Source organism: Shinella sp. M27, from assembly GCF_049199905.1.
GTDB lineage: Bacteria > Pseudomonadota > Alphaproteobacteria > Rhizobiales > Rhizobiaceae > Shinella.
This window is the reverse complement of record NZ_JBLZPK010000039.1, coordinates 135192-151588: the sequence shown is the minus strand read 5'-3', so window position 1 is coordinate 151588 and position 16397 is coordinate 135192. Positions and strand designations below refer to the sequence as shown.

Below are 16397 nucleotides of genomic sequence, written 5' to 3'. Positions count from 1 at the left end.
CTCATTCGCTCCGATAGAGGGCGGCCAGCGATTTCAGCGCCCGGTGGAGGGCGACGCGCACCGCGACCTCCGTCATTTTCAGCCGCGCCGCCGTTTCGCGGATACCCTGCCCCTCGATCGAGATCGACCGGACGATATCGCGCTGCGGGTCTCTCAACCGCGCCAGCATGGTTTCCGTGTCGAGCCGGTCGGCGGCCTCATGCGTCTCGTCGCCCGCCTCCAGGAAATCGGCGACATCCTCGATCGGCACATTCACATGCCGGCCGCGGCGGCGCAGGCTGTCGACCAGCTTGTTGCGCACGATGGTCGTCAGCCACGGTCCGAGCGGCCGGGACGGATCCCAGGTGCCGCGCTTCAGATGGATGGCGAGCAGCACTTCCTGCACCACATCCTCCGCCTCGCTTGCCGGGGCGCCGAACTGATCGCACCGCCGGCGCGCCATGCGGCGCAATTGCGGCGTCACGGCGACGAGGAAACGGTTATAGGCCTGCGCATCGCCCTTGATGGCGAGGCGCAGCCAGGCTGCCCATTCCTCTTCACGCGTCGACTGTTTCACCGTTTCCTACCCTACGCCGGGCCACACGATTTTGTTACCGTGCCCACGACAAGAAACCTGTAACGCGCCCAAGAGCCTGATGCGCAAGGCCTTTTTCTTACGCCAAGGGCCGCTTCGCAAGAGGTGTACAGAAAAATCCGACCGGCCCTGTAACGAAGCGCAATCCCTCTCCGTAGCCGTCCATGCACAGCCAATCGCGGCTGCCCAAAAACGGAGACAGAGAATGAAAACCACGATCGCCACCCTCGCCCTTGCCGGTTCGCTCGCTTCCGCGCTGGCCGCCATCGCAACGCCCGCCACCGCCGACGACAGCAAGGAGAAGTGCTACGGCATCGCGATGAAGGGCCAGAACGACTGCGCTGCGGGCGCCGGCACGACTTGCGCCGGCACGTCGAAGATCGACTACCAGCAGAATGTCTTCAAGCTGGTCCCGAAGGGCACCTGCGTTTCGATGAAGACCCCCACCGGTCACGGCATGCTCGAGCAGGGCATGGCACCGGCCTGATAGTCGCGGTCCGCCACCCGACGGACGGCGCCATCCCGGCGCCGTCGCTTCCCTTCAGAAAGGTGTGCCATGCTTTCCTCCGCCCTTCCGCGCCGCGCCGGTGCCGGCTTCAAGCCCGAGCATTTCGCCGATATCCTGGCCGAACCGCAACCCATCGGCTTCTTCGAGGTCCATGCGGAAAACTACATGGGCGCCGGTGGCCCACCGCACGCCCAGCTCGGCAAGCTGCGCGAGGACTATGCGCTCTCCATCCACGGCGTCGGCCTGTCGATCGGTTCGATGCAGCCGCTCGACGGCGATCACCTCGCCCGGCTGCGGGTGTTGTGCGACCGCTACCAGCCGGAGAGTTTTTCCGAACACCTTGCCTGGTCGACCCATGACAGCGTGTTTCTGAACGACCTTCTACCGCTGCCTTATACCGAGGAGACGCTGGCCCGCGTGGTCGAGCATGTCGATCAGATTCAGACCGTTCTGGGCCGTCAGATGCTGCTCGAAAATCCCGCCACCTACCTGCTTTTCGCGGAGAACACGATCGAGGAGACCGCCTTCCTGGCCGAGATCGCGCAACGCACCGGCTGCGGCCTGCTGCTCGACGTCAACAACGTCTTCGTCGCCGCGACGAACCACAATCTCGACCCCCATGACTATATCGCCCGCTTCCCGCTGGCGGCCGTGCGCGAAATCCACTTGAGCGGCCATTCCGAGAGCATCGACGAACTCGGGGCGCCGCTGCTGATCGACAGCCACGACACGCCGGTGAAGGATCCGGTCTGGGCGCTCTATCAAACCGTCCTCGGCCGGATCGGCCCGGTCGCGAGCCTGATCGAATGGGACAATGACGTGCCCGCCTGGCCGGTGCTGCGTGCCGAGGTGGCCTCGGCGCAGCGGCTGCTCGATGCGGCCGCGCGCAGAAGGGCGGCCTGAGCCATGTCCGCCACCTTCCAGAGCGCCTTCGCCGCAGGCCTGTTCGGCACGACGCCCGCACCCGCCGGGCTGATGGCCTGGAACACACCAACGCCGGAGCGGCGTTACGGCGTCTATCGCAACAATGTCACGGCAAGCCTCACCGCAGCCCTCGCCTCACGTTTTCCCGCCGCAGAAAACATCGTCGGGCCGGACTTCTTCCGGGCCATGGCGCGGGCCTTCATCGCGGCCCATCCGCCGTCTTCGCCCGTCTTGCTCGCCTATGGCGACGATCTCCCTGACTTCGTAGCCGGCTTCGCGCCGGCGCGGGAACTTGCCTATCTGCCCGATGTGATGCGGCTCGAAATCGCTCGCGGGCGAGCCTATCACGCGGCCGATATCTCGCCGCTCGATCCGGCGGCGCTCGCCGCGATCGATCCCGCCCGACTCGGCGCGCTTGTCTTCACGCCGCATCCCGCTTTGTCGGTGCTCTCCTCGCCTTATCCCGTGGTGACGATCTGGGCGATGAATGCGGGCGAGCGACCGCTTGCTCCAATCGATGTCCGGCAGAGCGAACATGCCCTGATCGCCCGCCCGCATCTGGCCGTCGAGGTTATCGAGTTGTCGCCGGGCGGCGCGGTGTTTTTCCATCGGCTCGCCGCCGGCGCGACGCTCGCCAGCGCGGCGGAAAGCGCGATGAGCGGACACGCCGATTTCGATCTTTCAGACAATCTCGCGGTGCTGCTCCGCTCGGGAGCATTTGCCGCCATCAGCCAGGACAAGACCGATGAAGACCCAGACCATGCCTGACCTCGTTCAGCCCCTGCCCTACAGGATCGTCGAACAGGGCCTGAAAGCTCTGAACGGCCTTCCAAACGATCTCATAGCGCTTATCGCCCGCCTCTCCATCGCCGCCGTCTTCTGGCAATCTGGACAGACGAAGGTCGAGGGCTGGCGGCTCTCCGACAGCGCGCTCTATCTCTTCGAGAACGAATACAAGCTGCCGCTCGTCGACCCCTGGCTCGCCGCCCATCTCGCCGCCTTCGCCGAGCACTTTTTCCCGATCCTGCTGGTCATCGGCCTCGCCAGCCGGCTATCCGCGCTGGCGCTTTTGGCAATGACGCTGGTCATCGAGATCTTCGTCTATCCCGCCGCCTGGCCGACCCACGGAACCTGGGCCGCCTGCCTGTTGTTCATCGCGGCCCGCGGACCGGGGTGCATTTCACTGGATGCGCTCGTGGCAAAGAAAATACGCACCGCCTAGAGCGAGGCCGTCAGCAGGTCCCTGGCTAGGGTGAAAAATGCCACTCCGGCAGGGAGGCGCCGGAGTGGCTTTGCTCAGAACAGTGCCACGACCTTGTCCGCGATGGCGTGTCCGAGCTTGATGTTGGTGTCGGCAGAGAAATGGATGCCGTCCACGCCGTCGGTCGTGACATGGTCACCGGCGGCCAGGAATTCGACCTTGGTGAAGTCGGCAAGCGCCTTGTAGAGACCGGCGAGCTGTTTCGACTTCTCGTAGCCGCCGCCGAACATGCCTTCGAACCACGGATCAGGCATCGGCGCGAGCGGCGGCGGAGCGACGACGAGCACCTTCGGCGCCGGATAGGGCGTGCCGACGCCGCCGGCCGAGGTCAGCACCTGACCGACCAGCTTGCCCATGCCGTTGGCGATCTCGTAGGGCGTGCGATGGAAATAGGATTTCGTATCGTTCGTGCCGAGCATGAGGATGACGAGATCGAGCGGCAGGTGGCTGGCGAGTGCGGCAGGCAGGTAGGCGCTGCCGTTCAGCCGCGGGTCGTTCGGGTCGTCGAGGCTGGTGGTGCGGGCGCTGAGGCCCTCTTCGATGATGTAGTAGCCGTCCCCCAGTTTCGCGGCCATGGCGCCGGTCCAGCGCTGCTCGTAGGGATAGCGCAGAGTGGGGGCGGATTCCTTCACGGGGATCCAGCCCCAGGTCAAAGAATCTCCAAAGCACAGGATTGAGCGCTTTTCGGCCATTTGGTCCTCCTTGAATGGCTGTTGATGTCACTTGCCGGCGCGAAGGCCGTAAAAGATGGCGGCAAACAGGATGATCAGGCCCTGGGCGACGAGTTTTCCCGCGTCCCCCACGCCGAACATCGTCATCACGACGAAAAGGAAGGCGAAGCAGAGCACGCCGAAGAACGGCCCCCAGACGCCACCCTCGCCCCGTCCGAAAACCACGCCGCCGAGAATGGTCGCGGCGACCGACAGGATCGGCAGGTCGAGCCCGACGCGCACGCTGCCGACCGCGATGGACGCCGTCTGGACGAGAGCTGCGATGGCCGCCATGAGGCCGGCGAGCGTGTGGGCGAGGATGACCGTGCGCTCCACCGGCACGCCGGAAAAATGCGCGGCCGGCATGCTTTCCCCGACGGCGGCGACGAAGCGGCCGAAGACGGTCTGCGACAAGAGCAGCGCCATCAGCGCGGTGAGCGCGATCCAGAACAGGACCGGGCTCGGCAGGCCGATGAAGCGCGTGTTGAACAGCTCGGCGAAGATCTTCGGCACATCGCCCGGCGGCTTGCCGCTCGACAGATATTGCACGAAGCCGACGAGCACGATGGACAGCGCCAGCGTGACGATGACGGCGGAGACCCGGCGCTTGGCGACCATCAGGCCGTTGAACAGGCCGATGGCAAGGCCGATCGCGAGCGCCAGCACGACATAGAAGCCGAGCGAGGCGCCCGGGAAAATGCCGGACGAGATGCAGTAGTTGATGAGCAGGATGACGCCGCCGCCGGAGAGGTCGATCGACTTCACCCGCATGACCAGAAGCTGACCGAGCACCAGAATGCCGAGCGGCACGACCTGACGCACGAAGACGCCGAGCACATTGGCATTGAGCATCTGCGGGCGGGCGATGAAGAGGATAATCAGCAGCGCGCCGAGCAGATAGTAGGATGGCGGGATCTTGGCGACGCGCCGGAACAGGGTCGAGTTGACGAGAGCCGACATGGTCAAAGTCCGATCTTCTTGCGCGACTGGAGCGCCACGACCGCCATGAGCAGCACGCCCTTGATCGCCGTCTGCACGAAAGGCGTGATGTTGAGCAGGTTCATGCCGTTGGAGAGCAAGGCGAGAACCGCAACGCCGATGACCGTGCCATGCAGGCTGCCGACGCCGCCGGAAAGCTGCGTGCCGCCGATCGCGACCGCCGTGATCGCATCGAGCTCCATCAGGAGGCCGACATTCGGATCGCCGGAGACGATGCGGCCGGCAAGGAACACGCCGGCAAGGGCGGCGAACAATGAGCAGATCACATAGGCGAGCAGGATGTTGCGATTGGCGGGAATGCCGAAGTTGCGCGCGGCATCGTTCGACCCTGAGGCAATGCCACCGCCGATGGCGAAGAGATGCAGGCCGTAGCGCGAGCCGTAGAGCAGCTTCCAGGCGACGAAGATCGTGATGATGCCCCAGAAAACCGGCAGCGGCAGGCCGAGGAGCGAGCCCTCGACCAGCCAGCGCACGCCGTCCGGTACGCTCCCGCCGGAAACCGGGCGCAACACGCGGGTGATGCCGAGCACGACATATTGCATGGAGAGCGTCGCGACGATCGGATGCACGTTGAGCCGGGTGATGCAGTAGCCATTGGTGGCACCGATCAGGCCGGCGAGCAGGAAAACGCCGGGAATGGTGACAGTGCCCGGCAGATCCAGCGCGAGGATGGCCGTCGTGAAGCTGACGACCGAGCCAATCGAGAGATCCAGCCCGCCGACGAGCACGACGAACATCTCCCCGACCGCCGTGATCAGCAACGGCATGCCCTGCGCAACGAGATTGGCGAGATTGCTCCACTGGCCGAACTGGCTGGTCGTGGCGGCGAGCCATAGCGCCATGGCGAGTGTGATGATCAGGGGCAGAAGCCACAGGCCCTGCCGGCTGCCGCGGCCGGTGAGCAATTTTCCGAGGGTGGAAGAAGAGGATGTCATCAGGCTTTTCCGTCCGTCATGCGCTCAGCGCCGCATCGAGAATGCCGTGCTCGGTTGCTTCCTGAGCGCGCATTTCCGATACGATCGTGTTGCCGTGGATCACGTAGAGGCGGTCGCAGAGGCCGATCAGCTCGAGCGTCTCGCGCGAGAGAACGAGCACCGCACCGCCCGCTTTTGCGAAATCCCGCAGAATCCGGTAGATTTCCGCCTTGGCGCCGACATCGACGCCGCGCGTCGGTTCCTCGATGAGCAGCAGGTCGGCATCGGTGGCGAGATAGCGCCCGAGCAGCACCTTCTGCTGGTTGCCGCCGGAGAGCGCGCCGACCATGGCGGATGGTCCCGACGCCTTAACGTTCAGCCGTCGCATCGTTTCCGCAATCACGGCACTGTAACGCTTTGACGCCTTCAGGGCCGGGCGGGCGGCATGCAAGGCAGCGACGATGTTCTGGCCGACGGAGTGATCGAGGAACAGGCCCTCGTCCTTGCGGTCTTCCGGCACGAAGGCGCCGCCGAGCGCCTGCCAGCGCCGCACGCCGCTTTCCTTCGGCACGGGAAGCCGGATGGTGTTTCCACGGCGCGACACGGTGCCTTCGGCCGGGGAAAACTGCCCGACCAGCGCGCGCAGCGCCTTCTGCTGTCCCTGCCCTTCGAGCCCGGCAAAGCCGACGATCTCGCCCTTCTTCACCATGAAGGAGAAGGGTTTTGAATCCGCGTGAAGCCTGAGACCGGATACGGCGAGTGCGGCCGCGCCCTCTCCCTCGCCACGCTCTGGAAAAAGAGCCTCCAGTTCACGCCCGACCATCATCGCGATCAGCGAGGCCGGCGTCATTTCGGTGAGCGGCCGCGTGCCGACCAATTGGCCGTCCTTCAGCACCGTCACCACGTCGCAGATGGCAAAAATCTCATCCATGCGGTGAGAGATGTAGACAATGGCCTTGCCGGCTTCGCGCAATGCCCGGATATGCCGGTTGAGCACATCGACATCAGCCGCATTGAGCGCTGCGGTCGGCTCATCGAGGATAAAAACATCGGCATCCGCGTCGATGCCATGGGCGATCTCGACGAATTGCCGTTCGGCGATGGAAAGGTCCGAGACCAGCGTGTCGGGATCAAGCGTGAGGCCAAGACGCGCGAGCGCACCCTTCGTCTCCTCACGCATGCGCCGCCGGTCGATACCGCCAAACCGCCCCAGGGGCTCGCGGCCAAGAAACATGTTTTCCGCAATCGTCATGTTCGCAAGCAGCGAAAGCTCCTGGAAGACGGTGGATATGCCGGCCTCCAGAGCCGCGCGCGGATTGGCGAAGCTGACGGTACGGCCCGCACGGCGGATCTCGCCGCTATCGGGCTGATGCACGCCGGCGAGAATCTTCATCAGCGTCGATTTGCCGGCACCGTTTTCGCCCATCAGGGCGTGCACGGTGCCGGGTGTCAGCGCCAGCGAGACATCGCGAAGCGCGACGCTGCCGCCGAATGCCTTCGATATCCCGGCCATTTCAATAGGATGCGACATGGATTTCCTCTGTCCGGATGACGGGAGGCAGGCGAGCGCCCGCCTCCCGGCGTGGTCCGCCTTACTGCTTGGCGTAGAACTCTTTGAGTTGCTCTTCAGAGAGTTCCGACGGCCACCAGACATTGGCCGACAGGTCGTCGCGGTAGTATTTCTTGACCTTTTCGAGGTCCCAACCCGGCGGGTTATAGTCGTAGTGCTTGTGGAGCGCCTTGCCCTCCAGGAGGGCGACCGCAGCGCGGATGCCGGCAGCGCCCTGGGCGGGGCTGTATTCCGACGAGACCGACTTGAAGCCGTCCGCGATCCACTGGCCGAAGAAGCCGTTGTTGCCTTCGCCCGAGATCGGCGGGATGGGCGCGCCGAACTGCTTGAACACGTCGACGCAGGCGCGCGTCATATCCGCGCCCGACGACCAGATGCCATCGACATTGGGATCGTTGAGATACAGCGTCTCGCAGACCTTCTTGGCCTTGTCATACTGCCAGTCGCCATGCTCCTCGGCGGCGATCTTGATCTCGGTGCCTTCGAGCGACTGCTTCAGGCCGTTGTAGCGGTTGGTATCCTCCGGATGGCCGGCGAGACCCCGCAGCACCCAGATATTGCCCTTGCCGCCGAGTTCCTTGACGAGGAAGTCGCCCATGACCTTGCCGAAATGCTCGGCGCCGCCCTGGATCTCCGTCGTATAGGCCTCGGATTCGATGCGACCGGTATGCAGCACGACCGGGATACCCGCCGCGACGGCCTTCTCAATGCTGGCATTGGCCGAGGTCGAGGTGACCGGCTGGACGATGATCGCATCCACCTTCTGGGCGATCAGGTCCTCGATATCGGCGACCTGCTTCTTCTGGTCGAAGCCGGCATCGAGCAGCACGAACTTCGTGATGCGCTTGTCGCGATCGGCGGCCGCCTGTGCCTCATGCGCCACCTGCACGGTCCAGGTGTTGGCGTTGACGCCGAAGCTGCTCATGCCGATGACCCAGGGCGCGTCCTTCTTGTATTTGCCCTCTTCCACCGTCGGGTTGTTGTCCGCACGGACCGTGACGCCCTCGAGCAGCGGCACCTCCTGCGCAAAGCTGTTCGTGGCGAAGACCACGCCGGCCAAAAGAACCGACAGGCCAATTTTCCTGATGATGCTGCTCATACTTCTCCTCCAAAGCAGGCGTCCAACGAGGGGGAAGGTCCGTCGAAAGGCATGCGGCATCGCCAGCCCGCGACGCATGTCCGGTGCTCGTGCACAGCCTTTGAAACGACCTGAAACTTTCCTCCGAGCGTCACAAAAGCACTGGCGCTTTCGCCTGTCAATAGTTATTCAGACTGAATGAATAATAGGTCGTCCTTGCAAATCGCCCCTTCGGATGCGAAGTCTGAACCCGAAAAGCGGGCATGCGGCCCGGTGGAGGAGACAGTGACGCGGACCGTTCTTTGTTTCGGGGATTCCAACACGCACGGCCAGATTCCTGGCCGCGGACCGCTCGAACGCTATGCCCGCGGGCAGCGCTGGGGCGGCGTGCTGGAAAGCCTGCTCGGCCCCGGCTGGCAGGTGATCGAGGAAGGCCTGAGCGGCCGCACGACCGTGCATGACGACCCGATCGAGGGCGCGCTGAAAAACGGCCGCACCTACCTGCGCCCCTGCCTGCAAAGCCACACGCCGCTCGATCTCATCATCATCATGCTCGGCACCAACGACCTGAAGCGGCGCTTCAACATGCCGCCGTCGGAAGTCGCCATGGGCATCGGCTGCCTCGTGCACGATATCCGCGAGCTCTCGCCGGGACCGGCCGGCCACGACCCGGAAATCATGATCGTCGCCCCGCCGCCGATGCTCGACGACCTGCGCGAATGGGAATCGATCTTCTCCGGCGCGCAGGAGAAATCCCGCAAGCTGGCGCTGGAATTCGAGATCATGGCGGATTCGCTGGAGGCGCATTTCTTCGACGCCGGTACGGTCTGCCAATGCTCGCCGGCCGATGGTTTCCATATCGACGAGGCCGCGCATCGCCAGCTCGGCGAAGCGCTGGCACAGGAAGTTCTGGCCATCGGGTGGGCCGATGCGTAAGCCCTGCCCCCTGATCATCGCCCTTTCCGGGAAGGAGCGCGCCCTTGCCTGATATGCGTTTCGCGCCGCCCAACCCGCTTCGCATCGCCGATCGCGCCAGCGGCCTCAATTCGCTGAGCGTGCGCAGCCATAACGAGCGCCTGGTCCTCTCGCTGCTTCTGCAGAACGAGGCAACCACCCGGCTCGAAATCGGTGAAAAGACCGGCCTTTCGGCGCAGACGATTTCCGTCATCGTTCGTTCGCTCGAACAGGAAGGCCTCGTCGTGCGCGGCGAGGCGCAGAAGGGCCGCGTCGGTCCGCCCACCACGCCGCTGATGCTGAATTCCGAGGGCGCCTATTCCGTCGGCGTCAGCGTCGGTTATCGCAACACCCATATCGTCGTCGTCGATTTCATCGGCAACGTGCAGCATCAGCGCGTGATGCCGCACAAGACGGCCGACACGTTCGATGCACCGGAGGCGCTGGCGCTCGAAATCCACCAGGCCATCGCCGGCCTTTCGGAAAGCCGGCAGGGCCGCATCGCCGGCGTCGGCCTTGCACTGCCGACCCCACCGATCCGCTCCGGCCCGGATCATGACGTGCTGCACCGCTATCTGGAAACCGAGCTTGGCCTTCCCGTCTTCGTGCAGAACGACATCACCGCGGCCGCCGGCGGCGAAAGCCTGTTCGGCACCGCGCGGCAATTGCAGGACTTCCTGTTCTTCTATCTCGGCGCCCGCCTGCATGGCCGCCTCGTGCTCAACCATCAGATATACAACGGCAATTCGCCGCTGAGCTACGACGTTGGCGTGCTGGCGCTGGAGCGCGCTCTGCCGGCCGGCGATCCGGCTGCGGCGAGACTCTGGGAACAGCACCCCTCGTGGCCGCCAATGGGGCCGGCGCTCGCCGATTGGCAGCAGGCCTGCGCGGAAAGCCTCATCAAATCGACGCAGGCGCTGCTGCAATTCATCGAGCTAAAGACCGTCCTGCTATCGTCCTTCGTTCCGCCCGAGATCTGTAGCGCGCTATGCAATCTCGTCCGGCAGGAAATTCCGTCGGTCAATGCCGTCGTCGGCCGGACCTCCGCGGCGCCAAAAGCTGTCGGTGCGGCCAGCCTGCCGTTCAGCTCCCGCTTCATGGTGCACTAGGTCCTGTCTCGCGGTCCTAGGATGCCCCCTTGTCAGTCATGCCGCCGATATAGGTGCAGAACATATCGGCCATGGCATCGGCATAGGCCTCGATTTCCGCTTGGTTTCGCGGCGTTTCTGAAAATTCCTTGCCGACCGTGCTCATCGTCGTCAGGATCAGGTCCGCGGCCGTCTGCCGAGCGGCGGCGCTGCTGCTCGGAAGCACCTCCAGCAGGAACCGTTCGAAAATCGGATCGCCGGCCTCCTTCGCCGCGCGGGCCTCCGGCGCATCGCGATACAGCGGGGCGGCGTCGTCGAGCGCAACACGGACCGTCGCCTCCTCGCATTCGGACCGGATGAAGGCATGGACGAGGTCTCGCAATCGCTGGAGCGGCGGCTGTGTGCGGTCATCCAGAATGCGGACCAGGAGATCCGTGGTCTCCTTCCACTCGTCGCTCTGCAGGCGGAACAGGATCGAAGCCTTGTTGGGAAAGTACTGATAGAGCGATCCGATGCTGACGCCGGCTCTTTCCGCCACCCGCGCGGTGGTAAATCTCTGCGCCCCCTCCTCCGCCAGAACCTGAACAGCAGCCTGCAAAATGGCCTGAACAAGTTCGTTCGAGCGCGCCTGCCTCGGCTGTTTTCTTGAGGATATTCCGACAGTTGGCCGTTCGGTCATCGGGGCGTCCGGGAATGCGATTAGCGAATGCGATGAATTATTCGTATTTTGGATTTCAGCACAAGCCCCCTTCCTGACGGAGTTTTCATGAACACCCTGACGACAGAACCGCTCGCCTCCCTCCTCGACCGCCTGTTCGTGGAGGCCGATGCGGCCACCAGCCCGGCGATGGCATCATTTTCACGCGCCGAGCGGGAACGCCTCATCCGCAGCAAGACCGAATATCTCGATCTCTACGGGCGCCTGAAGGACCTCTGGCTCCCGGTTTCGCGCGAAACGGGGACGCTGCTTTACATGCTGACCCGCAGCAGCGGCGCCAAATCGATCGTGGAGTTTGGCACATCCTTCGGCATTTCGACGCTCCACCTTGCCGCCGCCCTGCGGGACAATGGCGGCGGGCGGCTGATCACCAGCGAGTTCGAGCCGTCGAAAGTCAAGCGGGCACGCCGGAACCTGGTCGATGGCGGCCTTGCCGATCTCGTCGACATCCGCGAGGGTGATGCGCTCAAGACCCTCAGCACCGATCTTCCCCAGAAGATCGACCTGCTGCTGCTCGACGGCGCCAAGGCCCTCTACCGCGATATTCTCACTTTGGTGGAAGACCGCCTCAAGCCCGGTGCGCTTATCGTCGCCGACAACGCCGATGACAGCCCCGACTACCTCGCCCATGTCCGCTCGGCCACCTCGGGCTATCTCTCGGTGCCCTTTGCGGACGATGTGGAACTGTCGATGCGGATCGGATGAACCCGCCTTCCCCTTACAAATCCCCCAAGACCTGGAGTAACGCCATGCATGTATTCATAACGGGAGTGACCGGCTGGGTCGGCTCGGCCATTGCCGACGACCTTCTGCGCGCCGGCCATCGCGTCACCGGGCTCGCCCGCTCCCCGGAAAAGGCAGCGCCTCTTGCCGCCGCCGGCGCCGACATCGTCCAGGGATCGCTCGAAGACATCGAGATCCTGCGCCAGGCGGCTTCGGCAGCGGATGCCGTCATCCACACGGCCTTCAACCATGACTTCATCCATTCCGTGGATCATCAGGGTTTTCCGAGGTTTCTCCAAAACGCCGCACAGGATCAGCATGTAATCGAAACGCTCGGCGGCGCGCTCGAAGGATCGGAACGGCCGCTGCTGGTCACGTCGGGCCTGTCCGGCTTGACAAGGGGCGCCACCGAGACAGACCTCCCCAATCCCGCTGCTCCTCGCAAGTCCGAAACCGCTGCAAGAGCGCTTGCCGCACGGGGCGTGCACGCGGCAACCGTGCGGCTTGCCCCATCGGTCCACGGGATCGGCGACTACGGCTTCGTGCCGATCCTCATAAAGGTGGCGCGGGAGACCGGGGTGTCGGCCTATATCGAGGATACAGAAAACTGCTGGTCAGGCGTTCACAGGCTGGATGCCGCTCGCGTCTACCGGCTCGCGCTGGAGCAGGGCGTGACGGAAGACGTCTACCATGCCGTCGCCGACGAGGCCGTTCCGTTCAAGGAAATCGCCAGCGCAATCGGCCGCCGGCTCGGCCTTGCCGTCGAGGCGCGCCCGCGCGAACATTTCGGCTGGTTCGCGGCGATGGCGGGCGCTGATATGGCAGCTTCCAGCGCACGGACCCGCACCCTGCTCGACTGGCATCCTTCCGGCTCTAGCCTTCTTCGCGACCTCGATGAACCCGCCTGTTACGGCCTGTAGTCGGCGTTCAAACGGCTTCCGCCGATATTGTTCTTACTCGGGTCAGCACCACAACAAGGGGATATTTAAGCCTGCACGACCGGCAGAAAGAAAGGAACGAAGTCGTGCAAAGTTTGGGTTGACCCGGTTCGACGGCAGCGCGACACTTCCCGCAGTGAAGCAGGAGGACAGACGATGGATCAGCCAGAGCGGTGGCGTCATATGACAAGTGCGCCGAGGGACGGCAGCCGAATCCTCGTCACGGTCCGCTCGTCGGAACAGGGTGCGGCCGAAGTCGATGTCGCCTACTGGTCGCATGGCGACCGGTTCGGCGCGGAAGGCTGGCGCGCCTCCGATTCCGCCCCCGGCTGCATCATCGAATATGCCGAACCGGAGCTGAAGTGTTGGATGCCGATGCCCTCGGCCAGTCTCAACCGCGCCGCCGCGCCCTCCCCCTGGGAAGGCGAGGACGCCCAGCAGCTCGATGGGTCCGGGATCTAGCCGATCCCGCCCCGGCCGTTTCGGCAGTGCCCGGAGGGCGCTGTTTCAAGGGCTGAGGATCGTCAGGATGAGACGCACCGGATCATCTCCGACATTGGCGAACCAATGTTCGCAATCCACGCGCAGAACGACGGTATCGCCGGTTTCCAGCGTCACCGTCTCCTGTGCATGGATTTCGAGACGGCCGGACAGAATATGGAAAATCTCCCGGCTCCCCGGTTTGTGGGCAGCAAACCGGCTCGACACGGCACCGGGCGGGACGGTGTAGGCCAGAAGCTCGATATCCGGGCTCGGCCGCGCCAGCGCGAGCCGCTCGATCCCCGTCGCTTCATCGTAGAAACGAAGGTTCTCGCCGGCCCGGATGATTTCGGCACTCTCCCGTTCGACCAACTCTGAAAGCTCGCATCCGAGACCCCGCGCGATTGCCAGCGCATTGCGCAGGCTCGGGCTGAGAAGACCGCGCTCGACGCGGGAGAGCGCGGCGGCCGAAACGCCGCTGGTTTCGGCAAGCTGATCGAGCGTCACGCCCAGCTGCGTGCGGCGCGTGCGCACCGCATTGCCGAAGCGGATGTCCTGCTCCTGTGTTTCCGTTTCCAAAGTCACCTCGATCATTGACTTTTGCACATAGGCAAAATAATTTGCATATATGCAATATTGGTATTTCCCATGATCCTCATCCTAAGCGCACTGCCGGTTCTGTCCACCATCCTCGCCCTCTCCTTCGGTGCGAGGTCTCTGCACGCCGCCCTTCTCGGCACGGGCTCGGCCATTCTGGCGATCCTTCTTGCCTTCCCGATCCCCGCCGACGGCATGGCCGCCGCCGCGATGCGGTGGCTGCCCATCATGGCGGAGGTCCTGCTGATCGTCGCCGGCGGCCTGCTGCTCTCCGAGGTACTGCGCGATGCCGGCGGACAGTCTTCGCTCGCAAAGTGGATCCGTGGACGGGCGGGGCACGGCGTCGGCGCTATCCTGCTCGTCGTGCACGGCATCACGCCCTTTGCCGAATCGCTCACCGGGTTCGGCATCGGTGTCACCATCGGCATTCCGCTTCTGGCCTACTTCGGCCTGCCGGCGCGCAAGGTGGTGGTTATCGGCCTGCTCGGATTGTGCGCCGTCCCCTGGGGCTCGATGGGTCCGGGAACCCTGATCGCCGCCACCATGGCCGGCGTTCCCTTCCCCACGCTGGGCGTCGTCTCCGGCGTCATCAGCCTCATTCCGTTCGTCGTCTCCGGCGTCGTCGCCGCATGGCTTGCCAGCCCACCGGTAAACCGGGGCACCGCCGTCCTGCAGGGCGCGCTTTCCGGCATGGCCCTGACGATCGCGGTCACGGTGGCCAACACGCTGTTCGGCACGGCACCCGCCGGCGCCCTCGGCGCGCTCGTCATGATCACCTTCCATCTGCTGCGCGGCCGCCAGCAGGACACCCTATCCCTGGGCCCTTCCGGCCGCAGGTCGCTTGGCGCCTATGGCGTCCTGCTTGGCGGGGTGCTGGCCGCAGGCCTGATCGTGAAGCTTGCCGGTTTGTCCGAAGGCTGGCGCTATATCGCATCGCCCGCCCTCTGGCTGTTCATCGCGGCCGGATGGTTTGCCCGAGGGCGACCAGCCGCGCAGCCGGTGCGGCGCGCATGGACCGCCTGGAGGCAGGTTGCGCCGGTCACGGGCCTGTTCATCCTGCTGGGCGTGCTGATGGCGATCTCGGGCATGGCGGCCTTTCTGGCGCAGACCCTGGCCGGCGCCGGCCCGCTCTATCTCGCCGCCGCCCCGTTCGTCGGCGCGATCGGCGGGTTCGTCACCGGTTCGAACAGCGGCGCCAACGCCATGTTCGCCGCCACGCAGGCGGAAATCGCCCGCTCGCTCGGCGTCGATGTGCTGTGGTTCATGGCTATCCACAATGTCGCCGCCGCGTTCCTGCTCATGGCCTCGCCGGGCAAGATCGAGATGGCCGTGCAACTCGCCCCCGCGGACACGGCCGAACACCGGCGCTGGATTCAGACGACGATCCTCGCCACCGCCTTTGTCGTCGTCACCCTGCTGGCGATCGTCAATATCGGCCTGGGATTGCGGTAACGCTGGCAAACCGGCGCTTTCGCGCCCCGCCATGCCGCGTGCCGGCTATCCGGCGCGCGAATTATGTGTAAAACGCCATGTTCCATATACAATCACGGAACTGGTATGGTTCCGCTGCGGCTTTCCAGCCGATAGCGCTGGCCGGGATAAATGATCCGGGCGGTCGAGACGATGTTGCGATCCGACCAGGTCCGGCGGCGGATCATCAGGCAGGGCTCGGTTTTCAGGATCATCAGCAGCTTGCATTCCCACGGCTGCGGCACCGTCGCCTCGACGACATGTTCCGAACCGCTGAGCGGCGCGACGGCCGAGAGATAGGCATTGGGCGTGATGGCGGAAAAATCCTGACTGAGATAATCAGGCGCGACACCCGGATGAACGTATCGATCCTCGATCTGGACCGGCACCCCCTCCTCGCTGTGAACGATGAGAGAGTGAAAGACCGGCGCGCCGATCTCCAACCCCAAAGCGTCCGCAACATCCGGCGGCGCCGAGGCTTTTGCCAGCGCAACCACCTTGGCTTCGTGGATATGGCCGCGTTCCGCGATCTCTTCGGCGATGTTGCGCACCTCGAACAGTGCCGACACACCCTTGCGCTCGGCGACGAACGAGCCGATGCCCTGGATGCGGACGAGCTCGCCTTCATTTGCCAGTTCCCGCAGTGCCCGGTTGGCGGTCATTTTGCTGACGCCGAGTTCAGCCACCAGTTCGTTTTCCGAGGGTACGCGGTATTTCGGCGGCCATTCACCGCTGTGGATGCGGTCGAGGATGATCTGCTTGACGCCGGCATAGAGGGGTGTTGCGTCGTTCGCCGCCAGCTCCCTGCGCATTTCGCCGCCACGTTTCATCGCCGCATCCTTCGATATTCCGCTCAATTTCCAAAAATCTAAACTTCCATCTTGCATAACA

At 64.4% G+C, this 16397-nt stretch carries 19 protein-coding genes; 10 read left to right on the top strand and 9 right to left on the bottom strand.

Features of this window, described 5'->3' with window-relative positions:
- Window position 1 precedes the first annotated feature (1 nt).
- Window positions 2–556, bottom strand: a complete 555-nt coding sequence (locus ACOZK4_RS16345; protein WP_421592791.1) for a sigma-70 family RNA polymerase sigma factor — start codon at window positions 554–556, stop codon at window positions 2–4.
- A 223-nt stretch (window positions 557–779) separates the two neighbouring features.
- Between ACOZK4_RS16345 and ACOZK4_RS16340 the strand changes: the two genes are divergently transcribed.
- From ACOZK4_RS16340 to ACOZK4_RS16325, 4 genes are all read left to right on the top strand, one after another.
- A complete protein-coding gene (locus ACOZK4_RS16340) occupies window positions 780–1061 on the top strand; it encodes a DUF2282 domain-containing protein (protein WP_313527661.1) in 282 nt (93 codons plus the stop codon).
- 69 nt (window positions 1062–1130) lie between these two features.
- Window positions 1131–1985: a DUF692 domain-containing protein gene (locus tag ACOZK4_RS16335; protein ID WP_421592790.1), complete on the top strand. Its 855-nt coding sequence runs from the start codon at window positions 1131–1133 to the stop codon at window positions 1983–1985.
- Between the two features lie 3 nt (window positions 1986–1988).
- A complete protein-coding gene (locus ACOZK4_RS16330; RefSeq protein WP_421592789.1) occupies window positions 1989–2774 on the top strand; it encodes a DNA-binding domain-containing protein in 786 nt (261 codons plus the stop codon).
- Window positions 2752–3228, top strand: a complete 477-nt coding sequence (locus ACOZK4_RS16325; protein ID WP_313527655.1) for a DoxX family protein — start codon at window positions 2752–2754, stop codon at window positions 3226–3228. Before ACOZK4_RS16330 ends, ACOZK4_RS16325 begins: the two co-directional genes overlap by 23 nt.
- A gap of 74 nt (window positions 3229–3302) precedes the next feature.
- On the opposite strand, the gene ACOZK4_RS16320 is transcribed toward ACOZK4_RS16325, so the two are convergent.
- The 5 genes from ACOZK4_RS16320 to ACOZK4_RS16300 form a co-directional block, all read right to left on the bottom strand.
- Window positions 3303–3959, bottom strand: a complete 657-nt coding sequence (locus ACOZK4_RS16320) for an SGNH/GDSL hydrolase family protein (RefSeq protein ID WP_421592788.1) — start codon at window positions 3957–3959, stop codon at window positions 3303–3305.
- Window positions 3960–3986: 27 nt separating this feature from the next.
- Window positions 3987–4937, bottom strand: a complete 951-nt coding sequence (locus tag ACOZK4_RS16315; protein ID WP_421592787.1) for an ABC transporter permease — start codon at window positions 4935–4937, stop codon at window positions 3987–3989.
- Between the two features lie 2 nt (window positions 4938–4939).
- Window positions 4940–5911, bottom strand: a complete 972-nt coding sequence (locus ACOZK4_RS16310; protein ID WP_421592786.1) for an ABC transporter permease — start codon at window positions 5909–5911, stop codon at window positions 4940–4942.
- 16 nt (window positions 5912–5927) lie between these two features.
- Window positions 5928–7421 (bottom strand): sugar ABC transporter ATP-binding protein, encoded by a 1494-nt coding sequence (locus tag ACOZK4_RS16305; RefSeq protein ID WP_421592785.1) that lies wholly within the window; start codon window positions 7419–7421, stop codon window positions 5928–5930.
- A gap of 61 nt (window positions 7422–7482) precedes the next feature.
- Complete coding sequence (locus tag ACOZK4_RS16300) at window positions 7483–8559, bottom strand: ABC transporter substrate-binding protein (protein WP_421592784.1); 1077 nt, start codon at window positions 8557–8559, stop codon at window positions 7483–7485.
- A gap of 264 nt (window positions 8560–8823) precedes the next feature.
- On the opposite strand from ACOZK4_RS16300, the gene ACOZK4_RS16295 reads away from it, so the two are divergent.
- Together ACOZK4_RS16295 and ACOZK4_RS16290 are read left to right on the top strand one after the other, a co-directional pair.
- Window positions 8824–9474, top strand: a complete 651-nt coding sequence (locus tag ACOZK4_RS16295) for an SGNH/GDSL hydrolase family protein (protein ID WP_313527643.1) — start codon at window positions 8824–8826, stop codon at window positions 9472–9474.
- Window positions 9475–9527: 53 nt separating this feature from the next.
- The gene (locus ACOZK4_RS16290; protein ID WP_421592810.1) at window positions 9528–10601 is read left to right on the top strand and encodes an ROK family transcriptional regulator; all 1074 of its coding nucleotides are present in this window, start codon (window positions 9528–9530) and stop codon (window positions 10599–10601) included.
- 16 nt (window positions 10602–10617) lie between these two features.
- Here the strand turns inward: ACOZK4_RS16290 and ACOZK4_RS16285 are convergent, their stop codons facing one another.
- The gene (locus ACOZK4_RS16285; RefSeq protein WP_421592783.1) at window positions 10618–11259 is read right to left on the bottom strand and encodes a TetR family transcriptional regulator; all 642 of its coding nucleotides are present in this window, start codon (window positions 11257–11259) and stop codon (window positions 10618–10620) included.
- 87 nt (window positions 11260–11346) lie between these two features.
- Here ACOZK4_RS16285 and ACOZK4_RS16280 point away from each other — a divergent pair, with 87 nt between their 5' ends.
- The 3 genes from ACOZK4_RS16280 to ACOZK4_RS16270 all read left to right on the top strand — a co-directional run bounded on the left by ACOZK4_RS16280 (window position 11347) and on the right by ACOZK4_RS16270 (window position 13421).
- Window positions 11347–12003: an O-methyltransferase gene (locus tag ACOZK4_RS16280; RefSeq protein ID WP_421592782.1), complete on the top strand. Its 657-nt coding sequence runs from the start codon at window positions 11347–11349 to the stop codon at window positions 12001–12003.
- Window positions 12004–12047: 44 nt separating this feature from the next.
- Entirely contained in the window at window positions 12048–12941 is an 894-nt protein-coding gene (locus ACOZK4_RS16275) for an SDR family oxidoreductase (RefSeq protein WP_421592781.1), read from the top strand.
- A gap of 174 nt (window positions 12942–13115) precedes the next feature.
- Entirely contained in the window at window positions 13116–13421 is a 306-nt protein-coding gene (locus ACOZK4_RS16270; protein WP_421592780.1) for a hypothetical protein, read from the top strand.
- A gap of 45 nt (window positions 13422–13466) precedes the next feature.
- Here the strand turns inward: ACOZK4_RS16270 and ACOZK4_RS16265 are convergent, their stop codons facing one another.
- The gene (locus ACOZK4_RS16265) at window positions 13467–14033 is read right to left on the bottom strand and encodes a helix-turn-helix domain-containing protein (protein ID WP_421592779.1); all 567 of its coding nucleotides are present in this window, start codon (window positions 14031–14033) and stop codon (window positions 13467–13469) included.
- 54 nt (window positions 14034–14087) lie between these two features.
- Here ACOZK4_RS16265 and ACOZK4_RS16260 point away from each other — a divergent pair, with 54 nt between their 5' ends.
- Window positions 14088–15488 (top strand): L-lactate permease, encoded by a 1401-nt coding sequence (locus ACOZK4_RS16260; protein WP_421592778.1) that lies wholly within the window; start codon window positions 14088–14090, stop codon window positions 15486–15488.
- Window positions 15489–15580: 92 nt separating this feature from the next.
- Here ACOZK4_RS16260 and hutC read toward each other — a convergent pair whose 3' ends face one another.
- A complete protein-coding gene (gene hutC, locus ACOZK4_RS16255; protein ID WP_421592777.1) occupies window positions 15581–16336 on the bottom strand; it encodes a histidine utilization repressor in 756 nt (251 codons plus the stop codon).
- Window positions 16337–16397 lie beyond the last annotated feature (61 nt).

Excerpts from the sequence above, each read along its gene's own strand:
- hutC (WP_421592777.1), bottom strand. The coding sequence starts at position 16,336 with ATGAAACGTGGCGGCGAAATGCGCAGGGAGCTGGCGGCGAACGACGCA.
- ACOZK4_RS16275 (WP_421592781.1), top strand. The coding sequence starts at position 12,048 with ATGCATGTATTCATAACGGGAGTGACCGGCTGGGTCGGCTCGGCCATT.
- ACOZK4_RS16315 (WP_421592787.1), bottom strand. The coding sequence starts at position 4,937 with ATGTCGGCTCTCGTCAACTCGACCCTGTTCCGGCGCGTCGCCAAGATC.
- ACOZK4_RS16290 (WP_421592810.1), top strand. The coding sequence starts at position 9,528 with ATGCGTTTCGCGCCGCCCAACCCGCTTCGCATCGCCGATCGCGCCAGC.
- ACOZK4_RS16310 (WP_421592786.1), bottom strand. The coding sequence starts at position 5,911 with ATGACATCCTCTTCTTCCACCCTCGGAAAATTGCTCACCGGCCGCGGC.
- ACOZK4_RS16325 (WP_313527655.1), top strand. The coding sequence starts at position 2,752 with ATGAAGACCCAGACCATGCCTGACCTCGTTCAGCCCCTGCCCTACAGG.
- ACOZK4_RS16265 (WP_421592779.1), bottom strand. The coding sequence starts at position 14,033 with ATGATCGAGGTGACTTTGGAAACGGAAACACAGGAGCAGGACATCCGC.
- ACOZK4_RS16320 (WP_421592788.1), bottom strand. The coding sequence starts at position 3,959 with ATGGCCGAAAAGCGCTCAATCCTGTGCTTTGGAGATTCTTTGACCTGG.
- ACOZK4_RS16260 (WP_421592778.1), top strand. The coding sequence starts at position 14,088 with ATGATCCTCATCCTAAGCGCACTGCCGGTTCTGTCCACCATCCTCGCC.
- ACOZK4_RS16305 (WP_421592785.1), bottom strand. The coding sequence starts at position 7,421 with ATGTCGCATCCTATTGAAATGGCCGGGATATCGAAGGCATTCGGCGGC.
- ACOZK4_RS16330 (WP_421592789.1), top strand. The coding sequence starts at position 1,989 with ATGTCCGCCACCTTCCAGAGCGCCTTCGCCGCAGGCCTGTTCGGCACG.
- ACOZK4_RS16285 (WP_421592783.1), bottom strand. The coding sequence starts at position 11,259 with ATGACCGAACGGCCAACTGTCGGAATATCCTCAAGAAAACAGCCGAGG.
- ACOZK4_RS16270 (WP_421592780.1), top strand. The coding sequence starts at position 13,116 with ATGGATCAGCCAGAGCGGTGGCGTCATATGACAAGTGCGCCGAGGGAC.
- ACOZK4_RS16280 (WP_421592782.1), top strand. The coding sequence starts at position 11,347 with ATGAACACCCTGACGACAGAACCGCTCGCCTCCCTCCTCGACCGCCTG.
- ACOZK4_RS16300 (WP_421592784.1), bottom strand. The coding sequence starts at position 8,559 with ATGAGCAGCATCATCAGGAAAATTGGCCTGTCGGTTCTTTTGGCCGGC.
- ACOZK4_RS16335 (WP_421592790.1), top strand. The coding sequence starts at position 1,131 with ATGCTTTCCTCCGCCCTTCCGCGCCGCGCCGGTGCCGGCTTCAAGCCC.
- ACOZK4_RS16340 (WP_313527661.1), top strand. The coding sequence starts at position 780 with ATGAAAACCACGATCGCCACCCTCGCCCTTGCCGGTTCGCTCGCTTCC.